Here is an 18435-nt window from a genome sequence, read left to right on the forward strand (position 1 = left end):
TGCGGCGGGCTGTGTGGTGCCGGTGGAAGAGCCAGGAACCGCCTGCTCCAGCAGCAGACGCCGGAGGGAACGCGGGACAACTATCACGCCGTGATAATCCCGGGACCGGGCCGCAGGGATAGGACGAACAGCAACAGGGTCTCGGGAACAGACAGTCCGTTCCTGAACCGCGCCCACACAACGACGCCTCAGTCGACGACGACCACGTCGAGGGAAAGCAGCCGAAGCTGTTCCCCTACGAGGACGGCGTGGACGCCGCCATGTGCCTGATCAACAGGATGCCGCCGGAAGAGTTCAATAAAATGTCGAACCTGCTCATCAAACACAGGGACAGCCACATCGCAGCTGCCAGTTGAGCTTGCCGTGCGGTCGAAGGGCTGGTTTCTCACATGTGGGAAACCAGCCCTTCACTGTTCTGGACCAGGCTCGACCGTGCTGCCGAGCGCCCGGTCCATGGCAGGGCAGGGCGCTGCCCGCTGAGGGCCGGAAGATTTTCCCCGCATCCAACTACACGTTTCTGGTCCGCCCGCCCTTATGTGGGGTGAGGCGAGAGCGTGGGGCGGCCTGGAACGGCTCTCCGGGGAAGGGCTGGGGATGGGCGGAGAGGTTGCCACGATTGCCGGATCCGGCGCCGTGTTCGCGCTGGGACTGGCAACCGCGGTCTCCGGCACCGGCGAACACCTCCGCTCGACCGCCCAGAGCGCCGTGGAGACGCCGGCAGCCACACCGAACGACCTGCCCAACCGGCTCGATCCGGACGAGAACCGCAAAAGCGTGCCCACCACGACCACCCCACCCGACCCGGACCAACTCCTGGTCGAGGTCAGCGCCCCCACCAGCCACGAACCCGCCCCCGCGCACACCCTGCACACGTTCTTCGAGAAAGCAGCCGCCGTCTGCTGGAAAACCGCCACCGCCACCCACACCGACACCCGCAGCGACCGCATCGGCTACCACCTGCGCCGCTTCGCCAACCGGTACACGCCCGCCCCTTCCGGATTCGGAGAGCGCAGAACACCCTCCCCCTCCGGCAGCGCCCCAACGTGCTTCCACGGGGGGTAAGGGGAGGTCACGGTCCGGTGTAGGACACCGCCGCGGCACCTGCTGGTCAAGGGTCCGCGCGGGAGCTCCCGGCCGCCGACTACTTCTGGTACAGGACTCCTTGAGCCCGGCAGCCGTTCGTGGGCGCTTCCCAGAACGTTCTGCAAGGCGTCGTCCAGAGCGTCGGTCAGGGCGCTCTTCGGGGCGTGTCGCAGGGCGCCTCATCGCTGTCATCGGTGGTATCCGCGCGGGTGCCCTGGCCTGCATGGTCGGGGGTCCGCGCGGTGCCTGCCGTACCCCGACTACTTCCCGACGAGGGCATCTCGCAGAAGTCGGACCCGGTACCGGCGTCCTCTGCGGTCGGTGTGCCGTCCTCGTCTCGGTACTGCGCGAGCATCTTCTGGAGACGGGCCGCGAGTTGTGGGGGAGGAGCCAGAAGTGGCCGTCCTCGCGCTTGAAGCGCTTTACATGCCGCTGAGACATGGCTCAGCGGCTTTGGTCAGCTGGTGCGGCGGGGGTGAGGACGGCTCCGCGGCCACCGTCCGGGTGGTCACGGAGCCGTCCCTTGTCCTGGGGCCGGCCGGGCTCGCCGGTCGCCGGCGTCTGCTGCGTCGGCGGGCGCCGCCTCGGGTACGGCTTCTCAGGTCAGCAGGGTGACCGAGTAGTCGAAGGTGGTCCCCGTGACGGTGTAGGTGGCCGTCTGGCCGTTGTCACAGTAGGACACGTAGGAGCTGCCGTACTCGTTGGTCCCGCCGACCGCCTCGACGTAGGGGCGGATGTCGGTTCCCTCGGGTAAGGCGGTGGTGGACAGGTCGATGATCCGGGTTTGGTTGATCGGGTAGTCGCCGGTGGGGGCCGACTGTTCGCCGGTGCGGGTCGATGCGGTCCAGGACAGGACGAAGCCCGCGTTGTTGGTGACGGCGACTTTTTGCACACAGGGCTGGGCCTGCGCGGGGGCGGCAGCTGCGGTCATGCAGGGCAGTACTGCCATGGCTGTGACGCTGGTCAGGATCGCTGCCGATCGTCGCGTTATCCGGTTCATGATCGAATCTCCCGTCCCGGCCGGAACCGTTCCGGCCACGACCCGCGAGTGACCCGATGAGGCGTTAGGAAACCTGTGTGCAAGCGGAGTTGTGAGTGTCGGGTGGCGCGGTCGACCAGCTGGATGGAGGGTGCCGCCGACACCACACCGCTAAACTCGCGCTCGCCGCGTGATCAATAACCGCGTGCCCACCTTCACGGGGCACTGTCCACGACCCGCACCCCCGGCGAACCCGGCCTCGCCAAGGAGGTCTGGGACTACGAGCGCTACGCCGGGCACCGCGTCTGGGAAGGCGCCCGCGGCACGATCGGTACGACGTTCCCGTTCTGGCAGCGCCACCGCTACACCCGCTCACAGACCTTCCCGCGGCTGCACCTCGTCCTGGCGGGCAAGGAGGAGCACCTGCTCGACAACCGCCTCCAGGCGCTCGCCGACGACGTGAAGGGCATCGCCGTCGCCGTGTGGGTGAACACCCTGCCCCGGCTCCGGCGAGGCGAGCCCTGGTACGAGATCGGCGTCGATGACCCGTACCGGCGCCGTGAGCGCTACCCCGAGCCGGCAGGCCGCTGACAGTGTCGGGCAAGCCGTCCCGCAATGGTGGCTTGCCCGGGAGCTGGTGGCCCGGCTACCCCATGGCGGCGGCCACTGTCTCCAGGACGGCGCGCCTGCTGCGGGTCGACGGGAACGTCGGCCTGGCGCAGCGAGCGAAGCGTGGTGCCTTCGGCGCACAGCCTGCACAGCCCGATCACTGGTATCGGACCGGCACCGATCAGGGTGTGCGAGGAAGAGCTCTCGTAGACGGGCCGGTAGCAGCCGGGGCACAGCAGACAGTCCTCGAGTTCGTCCGCCCCACCCGGCCCGGGGTCCGGCGGGGTGAGCTGGCTGGCCGGTGTTGGCCGTTCGCGTGCGGCGCAGTGTGTCGTGCACGGGAGTGGAGTGGGTCGGGGGTGTGCGTCGCGCGCTCGGTATGGCAGGCCGGACAGCCGAGGGGTGAGTGCCAGGAGCACGAGCTGCGGTGGCAGGACTCGGAGAAGCACCGGCACCGCAGAACGCTGACAGTTGGCTCTCGTTCAGCGGGCGAGGGTGACGTCCACCGGTGTGTTCGGGCAGCCGTCCAGGATGTCGGTGAGGGCGGTCTGTTCGGTCTGGTCGATGGTGGGGTTCCAGCGGGTCTTGATGGTGATCCAGTCGGTGGCGTAGGTGCACCGGTAGCCGCCGGCTGGGGGCATCCAGGTGGCCGGGTCCTGGTCGGCCTTTGAGCGGTTGGACGTGGCGGAGACCGCGATCAGTGCCCGCGGGTCGTCGAGGTCGTTGGCGTTCGTCTCGCGTTCCTTCGCCGTCCAGGTGGAGGAGCCGGAGTCGCAGGCCTCGGCGAGCGGGACCAGGTGGTCGATGTCCAGGGCGCGGGCCGCGGTGAAGTAGGTGTCGTCGTACGGCGAGTACCAGGATCCGCCGGTCAGCCGGCAGCTCGCGTCCTGCTCGGGAGCGGTGACCGCTTCCTCCAGGAGGACCTCGTTGCGGGTGCTGCAGCCGTCGCGGTCGGCGTTGGTCCAGTGCCGGAACTTCGTCCGCTCGTACCCGGCGCGGGACTCAGTCTGGACGGGAGCGCGGCGAGGGCGTCTCGGACCGGCAGCGCGATCGTGTCGCCGGGGCTGGAAGCCGTGTGGGCAGTGGCGGTGGTGGGGTGAGCAGGACGGCGAGGACGGACAGCGCGGCGGGCGCAGTCCGGGCGGTGGAGGAACGCACGGCGGTACTCCTTCACGAAGACCACGGGAGGGGATAGTCCGTGATCTCCGTAGCGTGTCCGGTGTCCGGCACATGAGGTGCTCGGCCGTCAGTTCACCCGCGCGGGCGGAAAGGCATACCACCTCGCAGCCAGACCGGTGCCCCTGGCTGGGTGCGCGACGCCGTTTGCGGTGGTCAGGCGGTGTCCCGGGTGGCGGAATTGAGTAATCGTCCCTGCCTACCTGCGGTGCATCAGATGCCCCAGAGGGGGAATCGTGCATGGCGCGCACATCCCCTTCATCCCACGAAAGAGACTCACATTTTGTGTGCTTGTAGGGACGAAGTAAGGGCATCCGCTGGCCAGGAGGTTGATAACGATGGTTCCCCTGCTTCTGGTTCTTCTTCTGGCTCTGATCCTCTTCGGTGCGGGCTTCGCACTGAAGGCGCTGTGGTGGATCGCGGTGATCGTGCTGATCGTGTGGGTGCTGGGCTTCGTCGTCCGGTCCGCGGACGGTACAGGCCGCAAGGGCCGCTGGTACCGCTGGTAGACACAGATCCTCAGCGTGAGGAGCGCTAGGTGTAGCGGAGTATGACGTGGGCCCGGCCGGGAAGGCCGGGCCCACGTCATGCAAGAGGCGCATCCCCGCTAACTGTCCCTAACAAAGGCGTTGGACGTGGCGGTGGGTGATCAGGCAGACGGCGAGCCCGAGGAACGCTTCGTGGATGTCGTCACGTCGCTCCCAACGGATGCGCAGGCGGCGGAAGCCGTGGAGCCAGGCGATCGTGCGCTCGACGACGTAGCGGAATATGCCCAGGCCAGTGCCATGCGGCTCGCCTCGCTTCGCGATCACGGGGCGGATCCCTCGCTGCCAGAGCAGACGACGGTACTTGTCGTGGTCGTACCCGCGGTCGGCCAGCAGCGCGTCGGGGCGTCGGCGGGGTCTGCCGACCCGGCCCGCGACGGCCGGGATCTTGTCCAGCAGAGGCGCGAGTTGGGTGACGTCGTTGCGGTTTCCGCCGGTCAGCGACACCGCGAGCGGGCTGCCCTGGCCGTCGACGATGAGGTGGTGTTTGCTGCCCGGACGTGCGCGGTCGACCGGGCTGGGTCCGCTTTAGGCCCTGTCTGACAAATGACCACTGGGCGGGTCTGTTGTGTCTGGTGCTATTTGCCTTGCTGGGATGGCATCGGCCAGCGATTCTGGGCCGGTGCCAGGACAGCGGAAGAGGAAGCGGCAGCAAGAGGTCGCGAGGCGGCAGCTTGCTGCTCGCGACGCGGTGGGCGCGGGGCGGTGGGAAGTGATCTTTGAGACCCAGGACGAGACGGAGTGGCAGGCTTATGTGCGCCGTCTTCGTGCTGGGGAAATACGGATCGATGGATCGGTACTCCGGGTCGACACGCTGTGCGGGCGTCTGGTGCAGCCGACCAGTTATCGGCTGAGTCTGTTCGTGGCGGACCCTGCATGCGAGCCCGACGTTGGAGACCGTGATCATTGATTTCGTGGTGGGTCGTGGGGAGTTGACGGATGCGGCGTGGGAGCGGATAGCTCCGCTCTTGCCGCAGGTGGATGGCCGGGGGCGGCCGTGGCGGGATCACCGGTAGGTGGTGAACGGGGTGCTGTGGCGGTTGCGGACCGGGGCTCCCTGGCGTGATCTTCCCCAGCGCTACGGTCCCTGGCAGACCGTGAGCATTTTCAGCATGACCATCTATCAGGTGACAGCTCCGGCGCCTCTGGCGTCAAGCACTTGCCGGGGAGGCAGTCAGTTGAAAGCGTCGGTCATGCAGTCCACCCGGCAGTCGGCAGCCTCATAGCGCTGGCGGAGGGCGGCAGCTGCCTCTTCGCGCTCCACAAAGACGTACCCGTAGTGCTGGCGCGCCACCGTGGTCACGTCTCCGACCGTGACGATGGCCGGTTCGCCGTGTGTGGCCCGGCGGCGCGCTCCGGCGATTGCCATGTCCGCAGAGCGCAGCAGGTTTCTGGAACGATCCCGGATCACGGCTGCCTGGGCGCGTTTCGCCGAGAGGGGGCGCAGGACACGTCCCCTCCAAACGTAGCCGGCGGCGACAAGGATGAGACCGAGCGCTACGAACAGGAGTCCGCCGGGGGCGTGAGGTCGCATCTATCCAGTCTTCACTACTCGCGTGGTGATCGTCATGCCCGCGTCGGCGGCCGATTGTCGGAGCGACTTGGTGTCAGTGAGCCTTTGCGCAACGCACCAGGCTCCCGTGCCGTTGAGGGAGGTGTTCGAAGTCTCAACCCACAGGCGCAGGAGCCGCGTTGGTTCCGTATTCTGCCGCACTCGACCTGCCTCAGAGCGCCGCCATCACGTCCTGCCACGCCTGGTCATCGTGGTGGTCGGTCCTGACGACCAGGCGAGCAGGTCACCGACAGGGTGCGCGAGGGCGGCCTCGAAGGCCGGCTGGCGGCTCTCACCGTGGACGACCCCACCTCTGAGGCCGACCTGACAAGAGGCGTGCCGAGAGTTCCGCCGACGGGCTGTGCGGCCGCCGGAGTCCCGGAGTGCGTCGTCACGACCATGCTGTTCCGGCCTCTCTGGCCGTTCCCTGACCTGAGCCGTGGGTACGAGCGGCCGTACGTGCGGGGATCCGACGGATCAGCTCCTCCCTCCCCGGGATACGCTCGCGCCCTTGCCTGGTCAATTTCTCGTTCCAGGCTTCCTGTTCCGACCTTCTTCCGGGGGAAATCATGGGGATATCCGTACGCCGGTCCGTGTCGCGGAGAGTGGCGAGTGCAGCCCTCGGGTGCGTGCTGCTCGGCGGAGGAGCCGGGGCCTGCGGGACGGGTGGCGAGAGTAGTTCCGGCAAGTCCGCGCAGACGTCGGCGCCGGCCCTGACGCCCGCCGAGGCCGTGGCGAAGGCCGCGGAGGACTCCGCCAACATCACATCCCTCCGTTACCGGATCACCGGATCCGTGCCGGATCGGGGCCGGTTGACCGTCGACGCGGCCATGAGCACGGCGCCGCTGTCCATGACCATGGAACTGACCATGCCGGACCAGCGCGCGAAGGGCCCGCTGAGCATCCGGTTCGCTGGTAAGGCGATGTACGTCGGCGGTGGCGCGCTCGACATCCGGAAGTTGGGGAGATCCGCGAAGCTGGACCCCGACAAGTTGAACGGCAAGAGCTGGCTCCGGATCGAGCCGGCGGCCTGGGGTCTCATCTCCGTTGACAACCGGTCCTACGGCATACTGCCCCACCACGTCGAGGGCAGCCCGATCGTCCAGTCCACGCTGCTGACCGGCGCCAAGAACGCGAAGAAGATCGGGGCCGAGACGATTCTCGGCGCCCGCACCACGCACTACCGCGGAACCGTCACCTTCGACGGATTGCGGGCCGCCCAGGATGCTGCCACCAACAAGGCCAGCCGGGAACGCCAGACCCGCAGCCTCGACCAGTTCATCGCGCTGGAGCTCGACAAGAACCTCATCATGGATCTGTGGATCGACGACGCCGGGCGCACCAGGCAGTTCCGCATGCGGGGCGCCACCTACAAGATGCCCGTCAACGCCGGCGAAGAGCCGACCGTCGGCGATCCACTCGACATGACCGTCGCCTTCCTCCGGATCAATGAGCCGGTCACCGTCACAACCCCGTCCGCCGGGGACACCACGGACCTGGGCGCCCTGCTGGACGCGCAGACCAACTGAGCTTGGTCCTGCCGTCCAGGCGCCCCGGCGTCGGCACCGAGGCCGGCACCGTCGGCACGGCGCATCGAGTGCGGCGCCGAGCTCCCTGCCTACCCCGGTCGACACGCTGGGGGAGGAGCAGGTGCAGCAAGTCTTCGAGGCAGCCGAGCGGATCTTCGTTTCCCTGACGGGTCACACGGACTTCGACCGCGACCTGTCGCAGGAGATCCTCGCAGTCGCCCTCACGACCGTCAGCGCCGAGCAGCAGCAGGACTACGTACGGCAGTTGGAGGCCTTCGCGGAAGCCGGCCGGGAACGCCTCGTGCAGCTGTACGGGAAGTTCGGGCCGGGCGGGAAGTTCGCGGACGAGAGCCACTGCTATTTGACCCATCAGCCCGAAAGCGTCGTGGTCTGCGAGCGGCTGGACAGCGTTCCGATGTGGCTCGAAGCGGTGTGGAACGACGAACTCGACGCCGAAGTGACGCTGGAGCGCTTCACGAAGCACTGGCGTTTCGGTCTGGGTTCCTCATGAGCGGAACCGGAGGTCGAACTGTTGACCCACGTCGACTCGACGGCGACTTCGGGGAGAGGACGAGGCCATGGCGCCTGAAGATCCGGGACCTGCACGAACTACTGCGCCAGGCTCCCCGGCGAGGAGATCTTGAGCAGGACGGTATCCGGCTCGTGTACGACGGCACCGCTCTGCACATGTCCACGGCCGACACCCCGGACACCGTGATCGCCCGCGTCGACACCTGCGGGTTCATCACCGAACCGTGGGACGTGACCGCGTACCGCGCCAGCATCACCAGCACGGAGGTGTGGCTGCGCATCCTCAACAGCGAGCACGGCGACCACCTCATCGACGTCGCCCGTTTCTGGGCCCAGCGCCCCGCCGCGATTACGTTCACCGCGGGCGGGCACACGGCGGCGTTCCCGGCGATCGCCTGCCCGACAGCACCAGCCGACCGCCGGCCGTAGCACGGCCGGTCAGCGAAGAGCGAGTTCCGTCGGCTGGCCGCGACACCTTGCGGCCCGAGCGATGTCTCCGCACTCCGACGCAACTCTGAAGCCTCTGGCGGAAGTTCGGGGCACTGCCGCGTGGTGGACGGCTGTGGAACCATATGGCATGGGCATGCGGGGGGTGCGCAGGGCGACCTGGGGCTTCGCGGCGGCCGTCAGCGTCGTGACGCTCGCCGAAATAGTGGCGCACGGCCTCTCGATGGCGGAACAAACGACGACCATCGTGTCGGGAGTGGTCGCGGTCGTCTTGGCGGTAGAGGCCGTGGTGAACAGCCGCAGGCAGCAGGCGACCGGCGGCGCGTCAGAGGCACGCGTTCTCGCAGACCGGGAGAAGCGAGAACTAGGTGACCGTCGTCGTAGGCTCCTCGGCGACTTCGGCATCGTTGCCACGCATACGGTGAATGTCACCTTCCGGCGTCAGGGGAGTCCTCACCAGCCGTTGGCGGCGGGCATGTTCACGGATGTTCGCGCCTACTACACGGCGCTACCTGACGGGCGTTTGGTGATCACAGGTGCGCCCGGCTCGGGCAAGACCGTGCTGGCGGCCGAGCTGGTCCTGGAGATTCTGGAGGAACACGCGGCGGACGAGCCCGTACCGGTCCGTCTGCCGCTGTCCGGCTGGAGCACATCCGAACATCCTCCAGGACCCGACACGTTCGCGAGGTGGCTCCGGGGCCGCCTGGTGAATGAGTACGCGTTGACGTCGCTGTCGGCCCAGGCACTCGTCTCCTCCCACCGGATCCTTCCCGTTCTGGACGGCCTGGACGAAATGGACCCTGATGACGCCGACGTCGAAGGCTCCAGAGCAGCGAATGTGCTGCGGGCGCTCGACCTGTGGATCGACGGCCGTAAGGGGGTGCCGTTCGTTCTCACCTGCCGTACGCAGTGGTACGACCGCCTGGTCCGGGCAGGTCTGGCCCCGTCGGGCGTCGCGCGCGTCGAACTCGACAAGGTTAGCCCCGACCAGGCGCTTGAGTATCTCCGCAGCGTCAACAAGAGGTACCCGCAGCGATGGGAGTCCTTGTTCCACGAGCTGGAGTCCACTCCCTCAGGCCTGCTTGCCACTGCTCTCGACAGCCCCTGGCGGCTGACGATGACGGCGGTCGCGTACTGCAACGAGGGCAATCCCGGCGACCTCCTGCGCTCCTCGGATGCCGAATCCGTCCGGACCAGCCTCCTGGTGCACTACGTTCCGGCAGCAAGCCGCACACATCCCGACGCGTTGCCGTCCGGATACTCGCCAGCCGCTGTACACCTGTGGCTGGCCTGGATCGCGACACGACTCGGCCAACGGGGAGAGTTCTCGCCGGTGCATCTGTGGAGGCTGGCCCCGCCGAACCAAGTCCTGAGCATCGAGGCCGCCCTCGCGGCCGCACCCTGGCTGCTGCTTACGGCCTTGTCCGTACTGTGGGCCGACAGCAACAGTCCCCTGCGCGTTCTGACGTACCTCCTCAGCCTCACCGCGGTCTTCCCACTGGCTCACTGCCTGAGGAACCCGAAACCGCCAGCGGTGCTCGTGTGGGTCGGGCGCGCTAGAAGCGACACCTCACGCGATCTCAGCCGCACCGCGACGTACCTGCTGCTGTTCGTGCTGATCCTCGTTGGGGTGGCGGCTCTCACCGTGGACGACCCCACCTGCGCCTATATCGACCGGGCCGTCACGGATGGCTGGAGGGAGCCGGAACTCCCAAGCACCATCAACCCGTGGCGAGCCTCGCTCCTCCTGCTGACCCTGATGACCGCCGGGCCGTGCACGATCCTCCTCCTGATCGCCACACTGGCACGCTTGCTGGTGTTCGCCTTCCAGGGGGCACTTCGCCTCGTCCCGTCCGACGAGTCCCCCCGGGCACTGCGCGACCCGCGGTACCCGCTCGTCTACCAACTGCAGTGGGCGGCCGTGATCCCCTTTCTCAGCGGACTTGCAGTGATCATCTCGGCTCCCGACAGCCCGGCCTCCGGGCTGATCTTCTTTCTTTTCTATAGCCACATCCTCTTGCTGGTCTTGTCCCCCGAGATACTCCGCTACGCCGTTTTCCGCCTCTGCACCCGCGGCGAGGTTCCCCCGCACCTGACCGAGTTCCTCCACTGGGCCCATGGCGCTGGCCTGCTCCGTCTCTCGGGCAGCTCCTACGAGTTCCGCCACCGCGAACTGCAGACCTGGCTCGCGGCGAACCCGTCACCACCGACCGCATAAGACCGCCGAATCGGGCGGAATAACGGACGCGCCCGGGCCCGCCCGAGAAGGTCGTTCACCGTGCGCAGGAACTGGACGGCCGATGGGAGCCGGCCTTCGAGGCCGCGCTCGCGCACCCCGTCGGTGACCTGCTCGTCTTGGACCGGGTCACCCTGGAACCCCCGTGGCGCTGCCTGGGCCTGGGCCCGGTACTGGCAGGTGCCGCCATCCGGTGCCTCTCGCAGGACTGTGTCGGGCGTTGTCACGTTGTTGAGTTTGCAGGCTCCTGACGGTGTGTCGGGGCATGGTGGGCGTGCGGTTGGGTTCTGTGTTCAGGCCGTGGCGGGCTGGCCGGCGGCGCCAGCGATCTGGTCCCAGATGGCGAACCGGATGGTCATCTCGGCTCGGTAGCCGTGGGCGGTCATCAGGTGGCGGTGGGCCCGGAAATGAGGTGAGATGCCGCTGAACGCGGACAGGAACCGCTGCGCGGCGCCGACCGATCGGAAGCTCTTCATCGCGCGTTCCCGCTGCCGCGTGGGCTGGTGGCTGTTCTCCGCCCGGTTGTTCAGGCCCTTGTGACAGCGGTGCTCCACCGAGGGCATGACCTCGCGGTGGGCCGCACCGTAGGAGCGCAGCTTGTCCGTGACGACCACCCGCGGCACCGTACGGGTCTTCTTCAGCAGCCGACGGATAAACCGCCGGGCCGCGGCGGTGTCCCGCCGGTCCTGCACGAGGATGTCCAGCACCATCCCATCTTGGTCGACGGCCCGCTACAGGTACTTCAACTCGCCGTTGATCATGATGAAGACCTCGTCCAGGTGCCACTTGTCTCCCGGCCGGGGCTGCCGGCGGCGCTGCGCGCCAGCGTAGGCCTGCCCGAACTTGTCGCACCACCGCCGGACCGTCTCATAGGAGACGATCACTCCGCGCTCGAGCATGAGTTCCTCGACTTCGCGGAAGCTCAGCGGGAAGCGGAAGTACAGCCACAGGCAGTGGGAGATCACCTCGACCGGGTACCGGTGCCCTTTTCGGAGGTCCAGTGCCCGCCGGTCGCCTCTAGTAGGACTCCGTTAGGTCTTTCGATAAGTGCTGATCAAGAGCATGTTGGGTGTGTGGATGCACATGAAGTGAACCGTGTACGGGCGACGTTGGCGTTCTACGTGGCGGATGTGTTCGCGTCGGTGCCGTGCAAGGACCAGCGGGCGAAGGGCGACTGCTATCTGCGGGGGACTGATGCTGGACGGCCGCCGCAAGTCGATCCAGGCGATGGCCGCGCGGCTGCCGGACGGCAACGAGCAGAACCTGCAGCAGTTCGTGAACCAATCGACGTGGGATCCGGTACCGGTGCAGCGGCGGATCAACGAACGTCTGCTGCCGCTGATCGGTCCGGCGGCGTGGGTGATCGACGACGTGTCGGTACCCAAGGACGGAAGGATGTCGGACGGGGTGGCACCGCAGTACTGCGGTGCTTTGGGGAAACGGGCGAACTGCCAGGTCGCGGTCAGCGTCCACGCCGCGAGCGATACCGCCCCCTGCCAGCTGCAGCGGCGGCTGTTCCTGCCCCGGGAATGGGCTGCGGACACCGGTCGCCGGGCCCTCACCCGCGTCCCGCCTGAGGTCACACACCGCGAGAATTGGCGCCTGGCCCTGGACATGCTCGGCACACTGGCAGGCTGGGGCATGAACCCACCGGTCCTGGTGGCCGATGCCGCCTACGGCACCACCGCGCATTGTGCACGGCTACTGGCGCCAGCTCAGTCCCCTCTACCCGTCCCAGCGCGAGCACCGTCAGCACTGAGCCGGTCGGGCAGGTCACCCACTCGGGGGACCGGCCAGATACTGAGAGCTTGGTGGAGGGTTTCGCGGCAGTCGATGATCGTGTCGACGCCGACGATCTGCAGGGTGCGCAGCACGGCCTCGGTCGGTGCGGCCAGGCGTATCCAGCCGCCGGCGTCAGTGAGGCTGCGGTGGGCGGCGATGAAGATGTTGATGCCGGTGGAGTCCATGAAGGTGACCTGGCTCAGATCCACCACGATGCGCGGCCGGAGGATGCCGGAGGCGTCCAGGGCCTCACGTAGCATCTGGTCGCTGTCGTAGTCGATCTCTCCCGCCAGGGTCAGCACACGGATGCCGTCGGTGGCGGTGGAAACGACCGACAGCCGGGGCGGGCGCGTGGCGTGTCCGGTGTCCGCCATCTCTGCCTCGCTCATGCCGGTGATACTGGCACACCAAGACCCCTCACCTGCAGTGCTGCCCTGGCACAGAGCAGGTAATGCCCTCGCGAGCAGGGCGTAAAAGCGTGTACCACCCATGCGTGGGTAGGCGCGGGGGTGTGAACGGGGTAGAAGAAGCGAGCCGTGATGGAACCGGCCCCAGTGGGGACAGCCGGGCACCCGATGACGAGGTCCTCCAGGCCACGGTGGCCCTGGAAGGTGACGGCGGATGCATCGCCCGTGCCCGACACCTGGCCGCCGGCTTCCTGACACGCGTCCGGGCCGAGCACGGCCTGGACGTCTCGCAGCGGGCCATGGACCTGACCCAGCTGGTGGTCAGCGAGCTGGTCACCAATGTGCGCAAGTACGCGCCGGGCCCGGTGCTGCTGGACCTGCGCATCGCCGGCGACGCGGTCGAGGTGGTGGTGTGGGACGGCGATCCGGTACTGCCGGTGGCCAGGGCCGCCGACGCGGGACGTGTGGGCGAGCACGGTCTGGAGATCGTCATGGCCGTGGCCCAGGGCTTCGAAGCGCAGCGGGAGCCGGTCGGTAAGCGCATCACCGCCCGCATCGCCCTCACGGACGACACCGGCGACGCCCTCGCGGGACCCCGGACCTTGTAGAGCCCGCGATGTGGCGGGACAGCGCGGCGTGCAGTTCCCCCAACAGGACATCGGGCAGCGCCGCGCCCTGACCGTGTTCGAGGACGTGTTCGGCGACCTGGGTCAGCTTGATGTTGGTGTGCTGCGAGACCTCCCGCAGCACCGTGAAGCCGTCGGCCGGGGGTATCTGTCCCAGGACGGTCAGGACGCCGATGGCCTGGTCGATGACGGCGTGCGAGGCGAGGGCCTGCTGCAGCTGCCGGTTCTCCGCCCGCAGCCGTTCCAGCTCAGCCGCCAGCTCACCGGCCAACGCCGACGAGGGCTGCGGACGGGGAGGGACGGATGAGGTTAAGGCAATCACCGGGAAAGACAGCGGACACGGGCACCTTCAACGCCTGCCCGGGTTCCCTGCCGGCATCCATCCGGTTCCAGCCCGTCACACGGTGAGTCCCCCGGCAGCAACTCGCCGGAGGACACCCGCGGGGGCTTGTTTCCCAACCCCACTGAAAGCGAGTCACCACCTGCCGCCAAGGCATTCCCGCACAGACAGTGAGCCTTGGGAGCGCGTAGATCAGCTCGATGCGGGCACCTGTGCTGCGGCGCGACGGGTGGCGCTGGGGTGAGTGACGCGGCGGCACGGCATCAATGACCGTGCCGCCGCGCGGCTTTCCCACGACGGCCGCGTCAGGACGCTGATCTCACCGCGGGCACGTATCCCGGAGCGGATGTTCTTGAACCCCCGGCCGACTCGGGCCGGGGTGAGCCGGCCGGGGGCGGCGGGTTTCTCCCAAGGGCGGCGGAGGTCTTCAGTGAGGGGCCGGCCGAGTCGGAGCTGGGTGTGGGCGATGATCAGGATCCAGGTCCGGCGGTCCGCGGCTTCGGGGGTACGGAGTTTCGGTGTGGTCCAGCCGAGGATCTGTTTCGCGAAGCGGAAGGTGTGCACCAGGTCGAAGCGGCGGAGAAATGCCTGCCAGAAACGGTCCTCGTCGTCCGGAGTGGCGGGCACGGATGTGCGCACCACGAGCGCGTCGAAGAGCATCGCGGTGATCGAGGAGCCGATTCGTCGTACGACCTTCTCGTCCTCGTCCTCGTCCGGCCTGGCCTGGCTCGTGGCCACGAGGCTCAGGCCGAGGTCGGCGGTCTGGGGCACGTGCAGCGGGCGGCCGTCGAGGTGGGCGCCGGCGTCGGCGAGTGCGGTGTAGGTCTCACCGGTCAACTGCAGGTGAACTGCGGTCAGCACCGGCTGGTTCTCGCGCACGAGAATGGCGGTCACCGCCCACTCCGGCAGGGCGTGCAGGTGGTTGACGTTGCCTTCGGCCGGATCCAGGACTCGCCATTCGCCGGGGGCAGGGCCCTGCCCGCGAGCTCGTCCTCCACCAAGCAGGCGTCCGGGCGCAGGAGGGCGACGCGGGGGCGCAGGACGTCGAGGGCCGCGTCGTCGTTGGCGGCGAGCGCGCGCATCAGCTCTTCGCGGGTCTCGTAGCGGACCACGTCGCCGAACCGCTACCGCAGCGCCGAACCCGCCGCCCGCACGGCGATCGCGGTGTTGCTCCAGCGGGGCCGTCCACACGTTGTGCTCGACGGCGAAGCGGACGGTGTCCTCGTAGAACGGGCGGGGCCGTCGCGGACGCCGGGGTGTGAGAGCCCGGTGCTGTGTCGGCGCCGGCAGGATGCGGCGGTGGTGGCCGGGCCGTGCGGCGCGGCCACCACCGGGACGGGTACGGCGTGACGTGCCTACGGGGCCGTCTCGTACGCGCCGGACAGTGCCTCGACCTGCTGCCAAACCCGCTCGGTGCGTGCCGGGTCGACGACGGGCCGCCGGACCGCGCCCAGCGCCCATTCCTGCTGCTGGCGGGTCGCCGAGTCCTTGCCGTGCAGTTCTACGGCGTGTGCGGAGAAGTCCCTTACGAGGACGGCGAAGAGTTCGTCGAGCACGTCTTCGTCGAGGCCGGTGAGGCGGGACTGTTCCAGGACGAGCTGTGCGTGGACGACGAGGGCGAAGAGCTGGCCGACGGCGAGGAGGAGGTCGAGGTCGCGGCTCTGTTCGGCGTCGGGGGCCGCGGTGGCGACGAACTCGCACAGGGCGTCGGCCTGTTCGCGCAGCCGAGCGACGTTGGGCAGGTGCGCGTACGACTTGAAGGCGGGCCGCCAGTCGTGGAAGCGGACCGAGCCGAGGCCGCGGGCCGGTCCCTGCCGGAACAGGAAGGTGTCGTCGGCGGCGTCGAGGCGGGTCGGCACGTCGGGGTAGGCGGCCGGATCCAGGAGGTGGCTGCGCATGAACTTCAGGATCAGCGCCAGGTTGACGTGGACCGTGCCCTCCAGCTTCGGCAGTCCGCGGATCTCCACGGCCGCCTGGGCGAAGTAGTTGTCCTTCTCGAAGCCCTTGGCGGCGATCACGTCCCACATCAGGTCGATGACCTTCTCGCCCTCCGTAGTCACCTTCATCTTCGTCATCGGGTTGAAGAGCAGGTAGCGGCGGTCCTCGGGGCCGGCGCAGCGGAAGTAGTCCACGGCACGGTCGCTGAACAGCTTCATCCCGACGAGCCTGACGTAGGCGTCGGTCAACTCGCGCCGCACGTGCGGGAAGGCGGTGACGGGGCGGCCGTACAGGACGCGGTTGTGAGCGTGGGTGACAGCCTCGTACATGGCGTGTTCGCAGATGCCGATCGAGGCGGTGCACAGGTTGAACTTGCCGACATTGACGGTGTTGAGAGCGGCGTCGAAGGCGGCGCGGCCGGTGTGCAAGACGTCCGCAGCCTGGACGGGGTAGTCCTCCAGGCGGAACTCGCTGACGAACTTGGACGAGTCGACGACGTTCTTGACCAGGTGGTAGGCCGGGTGACGGCTGTCGGCGGCGAAGAAGACGTAGCCGTCGGGGCCCTCGACGTCGGAGCGGCGGCCGAAGACGGAGACGAGTCCGGCGGCATTGCCGTTGCCTATGTAGTACTTGGAGCCGGTGGCACGGAAGCCGCCGTCGCCGTCCGGCTCCAGCAGCATGTCGGTGGAGTAGATGTCGGCGCCGTGCGACTTCTCGGACAGGCCGAAGGCGAACACCTCGCCCTGGTCGAGGAGTTGGGCGGCGCGGTCGCGGGCGGCTGCGTTGTCGCTCTGCCAGACCGGGCCGAGGCCGAGGATGGTCACCTGCCAGGCGTACCAGTAGTCCAGGCCGTAGAAGCCGAGGATCTCGTTGAGCGCGGCGATCCGGGCGGTGTCCCACCGCTTGTTCGCCTCTCCCGCTCCGGCGGCGGAGGAGGGCGTCAGGAAGGTGGCGAACAGGTTCTCCTTCGAGGCGAAGGCGAGGAAGTCACCGAGCCAGGCGCGCGTTCGGTAGTCCTCGATCAGCTGTCGCTTCCCACGCTCCTCGAACCAGTCGACGGTGGCACGCAGCAGGCGGCGCGTCTCGGAATCGAAGTGCGCGGGGTCGTAGGTGCGCGGGTTGAAGAGGAGTTGGTCGGCCATGGTGAGGACCTCTTTGGACTGGAGGACATATGAGAAACGGAGAAATCTGAGGCTGGGGGAGCCGGAGGACCGGAGCAGCGGGTGAATGACGCGCCGGTCAGCGGCCGGGCGGACCGAAGCGGGCCAGCGTGGCAAGCACATCGTCCAGCCAGCCGATCATCATCCGCTCGTAGGCGATGCCGCCGAGCAGGACGACGTGCTGGAGCTCGTGTTCCGCGTCGAGTGCCCCGTCCGACGGTGCCACGTTCGCGTCGGGTCCGGTGAAGTCGCGTTCCTCGCCCGCGAGGTAGTGCGCCAGCCGGTCGTGGTGCGCCTGTCGGTGACGCTCCACCTCCTGGATCAGTGCGGCCGGGTCGTCGAAGGCGGCACCGCGGATCTTCACCGCCAGGTCGTGGCGGACGCTCTCCGGCTCGATCGGATCGTGCAGCCACGAGGACAGCGCGGCCCGGCCGAGGTCGGCGGCGGAGTACTCCTTCTTGTCCGGCCGCCCGTGCTGCGGGACGTCGCGGGCGTCGACCCAGCCGTCGTTCTCCATGCGCTTGAGCACGCGGTAGATCTGCTGGTGGGTCGCGGTCCAGAAGTAGCCGATGGACCGCTCGAAACGCCGGGCCAGCTCATAGCCGGACCCTGGTTTCTCCAGGAGCGACACCAGGATCGCGTGTTCGAGCGCCATGCCGACGATCGTGCTATGCAACTCGTTGCATAGCAAGTCCCGCGCACGTCTATGCGACGCGGCTCACCCCGGCCGGGGGCCTTCGGGGGGCCAGGGCTCTGGTTCCGGGGGTGGCGGACACAGACGCACCGTGTCACCTGGCGTCCCCACCACGCCGGACCCGCGGAGAACCGGCGACATGCGTGCGGTCCCCGGCGCACTCTCCGCCGCAACCAGCCGTCCTGCGCCGCCCGAGGCGCCGGACTGGTGGGTGAACAGAGACGAAGCGGCCGTCGTCGTCAAGGCGGTCCGCAGGCGCACCGGGCGCTGGGGGAACCGCGCCCCGGTGGCGATCACCGCCGGCTTGCACGGGGCCGGCGGGTTCGGCAAGACCAGCCTGGCGAGATACGTGGCCGCCCAGCGTTCGGTGCAGCGCCCGCTTCCCGGGCGGCGTACACCTGATCACCATGGGCCGGGAGGTGCGCGGCCGTGCGGCCATCGCCGCGAAGGTCACGGAGGAAACCCGGCTGCTTACCGGCGACGCCACGGAGAGCGGTTCAGACCCCGAGCGCGCCGGAGCCCATCTCGGCGCACCTCGCGCCGAGCGGCCGCTGGCGGCGCACAGCGCGGGCCGGGCTGGCCGCGAAGGGACTGGTGGGAACGGCCAGGATGTTTTCCGTGCTCACTCCGGCTTGAGAGCATCTGATCTAGGTAGTTGGTAGTTAGGGATGATTTTGTGACGGCGGGTGCTGGCGGTCGTTAGGCCGGGCGTGAGTGTGCGTCGTCCTTACCGCAGACGTGTCTGATGCCCGGTGGGCTCTGATCGAGCCGGTCTTCACCGCCTGGCGGGCGAGACGGACC

The 18435-nt window shown here is 68.3% G+C and carries 16 protein-coding genes and 6 pseudogenes; 11 read left to right on the plus strand and 11 right to left on the minus strand.

Annotated elements, in window-relative coordinates; translation table 11 throughout:
* Positions 1–594: 594 nt before the first annotated feature.
* Positions 595–1062, plus strand: coding sequence for a hypothetical protein (locus ACZ39I_RS41170; RefSeq protein WP_467250799.1), 468 nt, complete (start codon positions 595–597; stop codon positions 1060–1062).
* A gap of 619 nt (positions 1063–1681) precedes the next feature.
* Here ACZ39I_RS41170 and ACZ39I_RS41175 read toward each other — a convergent pair.
* Positions 1682–2032 (minus strand): hypothetical protein, encoded by a 351-nt coding sequence (locus ACZ39I_RS41175; RefSeq protein ID WP_467250801.1) that lies wholly within the window; start codon positions 2030–2032, stop codon positions 1682–1684.
* A 489-nt stretch (positions 2033–2521) separates the two neighbouring features.
* Between ACZ39I_RS41175 and ACZ39I_RS41180 the strand changes: the two genes are divergently transcribed.
* Positions 2522–2653, plus strand: a complete 132-nt coding sequence (locus ACZ39I_RS41180; RefSeq protein ID WP_467250803.1) for a hypothetical protein — start codon at positions 2522–2524, stop codon at positions 2651–2653.
* 500 nt (positions 2654–3153) lie between these two features.
* On the opposite strand, the gene ACZ39I_RS41185 is transcribed toward ACZ39I_RS41180, so the two are convergent.
* Positions 3154–3903: an HNH endonuclease family protein gene (locus tag ACZ39I_RS41185; RefSeq protein WP_467250805.1), complete on the minus strand. Its 750-nt coding sequence runs from the start codon at positions 3901–3903 to the stop codon at positions 3154–3156.
* Positions 3904–4185: 282 nt separating this feature from the next.
* Here ACZ39I_RS41185 and ACZ39I_RS41190 point away from each other — a divergent pair, with 282 nt between their 5' ends.
* On the plus strand, positions 4186–4356 hold the full coding sequence (locus ACZ39I_RS41190) for a hydrophobic protein (protein ID WP_393749166.1): 171 nt from the start codon (positions 4186–4188) through the stop codon (positions 4354–4356).
* Positions 4357–4464: 108 nt separating this feature from the next.
* On the opposite strand, the pseudogene ACZ39I_RS41195 reads toward ACZ39I_RS41190, so the two are convergent.
* A pseudogene (locus ACZ39I_RS41195) lies at positions 4465–4920 on the minus strand (IS5 family transposase); the annotation flags it as partial.
* 386 nt (positions 4921–5306) lie between these two features.
* On the opposite strand from ACZ39I_RS41195, the pseudogene ACZ39I_RS41200 reads away from it, so the two are divergent.
* A pseudogene (locus ACZ39I_RS41200) lies at positions 5307–5489 on the plus strand (transposase); the annotation flags it as partial.
* Between the two features lie 77 nt (positions 5490–5566).
* On the opposite strand, the gene ACZ39I_RS41205 reads toward ACZ39I_RS41200, so the two are convergent.
* Positions 5567–5926 (minus strand): hypothetical protein, encoded by a 360-nt coding sequence (locus ACZ39I_RS41205; RefSeq protein ID WP_467250807.1) that lies wholly within the window; start codon positions 5924–5926, stop codon positions 5567–5569.
* 623 nt (positions 5927–6549) lie between these two features.
* Here ACZ39I_RS41205 and ACZ39I_RS41210 point away from each other — a divergent pair.
* From ACZ39I_RS41210 to ACZ39I_RS41225, 4 genes are all read left to right on the plus strand, one after another.
* Positions 6550–7473: an SCO4651 family lipoprotein gene (locus tag ACZ39I_RS41210; RefSeq protein ID WP_467250809.1), complete on the plus strand. Its 924-nt coding sequence runs from the start codon at positions 6550–6552 to the stop codon at positions 7471–7473.
* 121 nt (positions 7474–7594) lie between these two features.
* On the plus strand, positions 7595–7984 hold the full coding sequence (locus ACZ39I_RS41215; RefSeq protein WP_467250811.1) for a hypothetical protein: 390 nt from the start codon (positions 7595–7597) through the stop codon (positions 7982–7984).
* A 152-nt stretch (positions 7985–8136) separates the two neighbouring features.
* Positions 8137–8433, plus strand: coding sequence for a hypothetical protein (locus ACZ39I_RS41220; protein WP_467250813.1), 297 nt, complete (start codon positions 8137–8139; stop codon positions 8431–8433).
* 148 nt (positions 8434–8581) lie between these two features.
* The gene (locus tag ACZ39I_RS41225; RefSeq protein ID WP_467250814.1) at positions 8582–10669 is read left to right on the plus strand and encodes an NACHT domain-containing protein; all 2088 of its coding nucleotides are present in this window, start codon (positions 8582–8584) and stop codon (positions 10667–10669) included.
* A gap of 311 nt (positions 10670–10980) precedes the next feature.
* Here the strand turns inward: ACZ39I_RS41225 and ACZ39I_RS41230 are convergent.
* Positions 10981–11688 (minus strand): annotated as a pseudogene (locus ACZ39I_RS41230) (IS6 family transposase).
* 72 nt (positions 11689–11760) lie between these two features.
* Here ACZ39I_RS41230 and ACZ39I_RS41235 point away from each other — a divergent pair.
* Positions 11761–12397 (plus strand): annotated as a pseudogene (locus ACZ39I_RS41235) (IS701 family transposase); the annotation flags it as partial.
* Between the two features lie 5 nt (positions 12398–12402).
* On the opposite strand, the gene ACZ39I_RS41240 reads toward ACZ39I_RS41235, so the two are convergent.
* Positions 12403–12858, minus strand: a complete 456-nt coding sequence (locus tag ACZ39I_RS41240; protein WP_467250815.1) for an STAS domain-containing protein — start codon at positions 12856–12858, stop codon at positions 12403–12405.
* A 122-nt stretch (positions 12859–12980) separates the two neighbouring features.
* Here ACZ39I_RS41240 and ACZ39I_RS41245 point away from each other — a divergent pair, with 122 nt between their 5' ends.
* Positions 12981–13484, plus strand: a complete 504-nt coding sequence (locus ACZ39I_RS41245; RefSeq protein WP_467250817.1) for an ATP-binding protein — start codon at positions 12981–12983, stop codon at positions 13482–13484.
* Here ACZ39I_RS41245 and ACZ39I_RS41250 read toward each other — a convergent pair.
* From ACZ39I_RS41250 to ACZ39I_RS41270, 5 genes and pseudogenes are all read right to left on the minus strand, one after another.
* Entirely contained in the window at positions 13438–13773 is a 336-nt protein-coding gene (locus ACZ39I_RS41250) for an ANTAR domain-containing protein (RefSeq protein WP_467250819.1), read from the minus strand. The genes ACZ39I_RS41245 and ACZ39I_RS41250 overlap by 47 nt on opposite strands.
* Before the next feature lie 410 nt (positions 13774–14183).
* A pseudogene (locus ACZ39I_RS41255) lies at positions 14184–14463 on the minus strand (NF041680 family putative transposase); the annotation flags it as partial.
* A gap of 269 nt (positions 14464–14732) precedes the next feature.
* Entirely contained in the window at positions 14733–14954 is a 222-nt protein-coding gene (locus ACZ39I_RS41260; RefSeq protein ID WP_467250820.1) for a hypothetical protein, read from the minus strand.
* Between the two features lie 243 nt (positions 14955–15197).
* Positions 15198–16922 carry an acyl-CoA dehydrogenase family protein gene (locus tag ACZ39I_RS41265; protein ID WP_467250822.1) on the minus strand — a complete coding sequence of 575 codons (1725 nt, stop codon included), beginning with the start codon at positions 16920–16922 and terminating at the stop codon, positions 15198–15200.
* A 97-nt stretch (positions 16923–17019) separates the two neighbouring features.
* On the minus strand, positions 17020–17595 hold the full coding sequence (locus tag ACZ39I_RS41270; protein WP_467250824.1) for a PadR family transcriptional regulator: 576 nt from the start codon (positions 17593–17595) through the stop codon (positions 17020–17022).
* Positions 17596–18344: 749 nt separating this feature from the next.
* Between ACZ39I_RS41270 and ACZ39I_RS41275 the strand changes: the two are divergent.
* Positions 18345–18435: pseudogene (locus tag ACZ39I_RS41275) on the plus strand (IS5/IS1182 family transposase); the annotation flags it as partial.

The organism is Streptomyces sp. NPDC024687, from assembly GCF_055559055.1.

Coding starts and splice junctions, on each gene's coding strand:
- ACZ39I_RS41170 (WP_467250799.1), top strand. CDS start 595: ATGGGCGGAGAGGTTGCCACGATTGCCGGATCCGGCGCCGTGTTCGCG.
- ACZ39I_RS41175 (WP_467250801.1), bottom strand. CDS start 2,032: ATGGCAGTACTGCCCTGCATGACCGCAGCTGCCGCCCCCGCGCAGGCC.
- ACZ39I_RS41185 (WP_467250805.1), bottom strand. CDS start 3,903: ATGTGCCGGACACCGGACACGCTACGGAGATCACGGACTATCCCCTCC.
- ACZ39I_RS41190 (WP_393749166.1), top strand. CDS start 4,186: ATGGTTCCCCTGCTTCTGGTTCTTCTTCTGGCTCTGATCCTCTTCGGT.
- ACZ39I_RS41205 (WP_467250807.1), bottom strand. CDS start 5,926: ATGCGACCTCACGCCCCCGGCGGACTCCTGTTCGTAGCGCTCGGTCTC.
- ACZ39I_RS41225 (WP_467250814.1), top strand. CDS start 8,582: ATGGGCATGCGGGGGGTGCGCAGGGCGACCTGGGGCTTCGCGGCGGCC.
- ACZ39I_RS41240 (WP_467250815.1), bottom strand. CDS start 12,858: ATGAGCGAGGCAGAGATGGCGGACACCGGACACGCCACGCGCCCGCCC.
- ACZ39I_RS41265 (WP_467250822.1), bottom strand. CDS start 16,922: ATGGCCGACCAACTCCTCTTCAACCCGCGCACCTACGACCCCGCGCAC.
- ACZ39I_RS41270 (WP_467250824.1), bottom strand. CDS start 17,595: ATGGCGCTCGAACACGCGATCCTGGTGTCGCTCCTGGAGAAACCAGGG.